Origin of the sequence: Mesorhizobium sp. WSM3864, assembly GCF_002294955.1 — a bacterium.
Taxonomy (GTDB): Bacteria; Pseudomonadota; Alphaproteobacteria; order Rhizobiales; family Rhizobiaceae; genus Mesorhizobium.
Genome location: NZ_NSGD01000049.1, coordinates 1 through 2,554, shown reverse-complemented (window position 1 = coordinate 2,554; position 2,554 = coordinate 1). Strand labels below are relative to the sequence as shown.

Annotated in this window: 1 protein-coding gene and 2 pseudogenes; all 3 read right to left on the bottom strand. The window is 55.9% G+C overall.

Annotated elements, in window-relative coordinates:
• Positions 1–355: pseudogene (locus CK215_RS30490) on the bottom strand (hypothetical protein); the annotation flags it as partial.
• Positions 356–1,067: 712 nt separating this feature from the next.
• Positions 1,068–1,270 (bottom strand): annotated as a pseudogene (locus CK215_RS30485) (IS110 family transposase); the annotation flags it as partial.
• Positions 1,271–1,615: 345 nt separating this feature from the next.
• A partial coding sequence (locus tag CK215_RS30480) for an ATP-grasp domain-containing protein (protein ID WP_141245599.1) occupies positions 1,616–2,554 on the bottom strand: 939 nt, incomplete at its 5' end.

Sequence of the window (2,554 nt, the reverse complement as noted above, 5' to 3'; positions counted from 1 at the left end):
CCGCGAGGAGCTGACGTTGAACGAATTTGTCGCAGCATCGTTCAATCGATGCGGGGTTCGGTCCCGGTAAATCGAAATACCGGCAGAGCTTGCCAGCTGTGGCATAGAACGACTCTGCGGAAGACGTAATGCCAGCAATGTCATTGGCAGCACGCAGCCGAGAACATTCGCGGATCAGCGCATCGAGATTGTCTGTATCGACACGGATCGCCTCAATGCTTTCCGCCCAAAGAGAGTTGTACTGAGCTGGATCAGCCGACAGCATAATTGGATTAAAACCAAGGCGCTGGGCGGCTTGGACGTATAGCAGCATATTGCTTGTGCCCTCGATCAGGACGAGCGCTCTTCTTGCCACTGGCTATTGACTCCGACGTTGCGCCCTGTGGGGCGAGATAAATGGCATTAGTTTCTCAGCTGATGACCTGAGACTTCGAAGTGAACATAGCATCGTCAGCTATTTTCGGTCGTTAAACTTCTGTAAATTGTGTTGAATGCCTCGCTGGCGAGTTGAACGGCTGGATCCTGCCGCCGTTCCGTAAGCGGCATTGCCGCACAGGAACCGCCTGTTGATCACGCGAGGATGGATTAGGGCACTAGTTCGCAAACAAGCTGTAACGATATTTGCAAACATGTCTTCCCTTGGTCGCCCGATGCCCTTGATGGCTTGACTCGTTGTCGTGCGACTATCGTGTAATCAACGTTCTGAATGAACCCCCTCTATTTTGGCCTGCGACTAGGGCAAAGCCGAGAAGCTTCTAGTAAAGGGTAGCGTGACGACGATGAACACTGATCATCTCCCCGCCGCAGTTCTGCAACGTACGACTATGCAAATTAGGCAATCCACCCAAGGCCACTCGCCTCGATGAGCAATCCGGCTGGCGCCATCGTCTACTGCTCATCTTTTCGGCGGGGCGCCGGATCAGTTCTCTCGAATGTCGAACCGAGTTGCTCGGTTCGGGAGGGCCGCTTAATTGTCCTTCCAGTGTCCACATCCTCCGGAATCGTCGCTCGCCATCAATGCCGGCTGGGTGTCGGCTGTCTTGACCGGTACGAAGCGCATCGTCGGCCGATCCGCCGCACGCTTCGATCGCTATCACCGTCGGCGACAGCTTCTCGAACAACGCTGCCGCCTCCTCGCGCCGCACCGCTCAGCCACGTTTACGCCATGGAGTTGGAAGACGTGCTGTGACGTGTCGATGCCAATTCGAATAATTGGTTCCACGGACGGTCTCCTTTGCTTGCGATCTGCAACGACCTCATTCTGGCACATCGATGCCGTGCGGGGGCCGTCCACCCCAACATCATGCGGCGGCCTAACGTCGACCGCGAAGAGAAGCGAAGTGACCCGCGGGGCGACATGATCCGGAAAAATATTAGGAGGAGCTTTCCCCCAACTACCCCAATCAGAGAAGCCTGCTAGGCGTTGAGCCTATACGAGCGCCGGGGGGGCCAGAGCGAGATAATCCACGGCGCAAGCGAAAGGCAAGGTACGCCTTCAATTCGATCCCTTCCGGCATAGCAGTTCTCCGAGATCGCGCTGCCTGATCAGCAGCGCACAAATCCTCGGACGCTTCACAGGTCAGCCCCTGCAAGCCGGCAAGCTCCCAGATTGTTGCTAGCCAAGAGTCGGAAATGGTCTGATCAACCAGTCGATTGAGTCTACGGCACGCTGAATTATCGCCTCGGTCCGAGCACGGCTGGGTGAAGCGGCGATGACACGTGCTATGTGGTCTCGGTTATCGCCTTTCCTGACGATCGCCGTCTCGGGTTCAAAATACAATTTTACCTCGGCAACACCTGACATAGCAGCCGCCCGACTGTCGCCATCGATCCAATCGAGAGTGCCATCGCAATCGGGAATTAGGTACCTCGCGGCCGCAGTGTGCGAATGCCTTTTGCGCAAATTCCATTCGTCGCCGATGACAAGCTTAACGTGCTCCGTGATGAGATCGACACCGTAAGCCAGTTGAACCAGTAGAGGATCGGGCGCGCCAGAAAGTCGCGGATTGACTTCAATGACGACCAGGCCAAGCTTCGTCCACCGGAGTTCAACAGTCGTTGGCCCCCAGCCAAGGCCGAGGGCTTGCAAACAGCTCAGCGAAACATCGGCGATACGCTTATATTCGACATCAGTCAGCGAGGCCGGGAAGGTGATATCACGACAGACGAAATACGGCGGGCGCCCGAAGTCAGCGGCCTCGACCCCCATTACCTCATGTCCCATTACATGAACACAATAATGAGGGCCTTGTACGAATTCTTCGACCAGTATCCTAGGCGAGGACTGCCATTTACGTTGTTTTGGCGAAGACAGCCATGTGTCCTTCCCGCCCAATAAATTGGTCGTATGCTCGGCTACCTCTTCGAGGTTGCGGCACAATCGGACACCGCTACTGCCGGTGCCTACGGCGGGCTTAAGAATCACCGGTAGGCCTATTTCGGCGGCAGAGCTTTCTACATCCATCGCATTCGCTGCCATGCGATAAGCAGGTGTTGGAACCCCGGCTTCCGCGAGGAGCTGACGTTGAACGAATTTGTCGCAGCATCGTTCAAT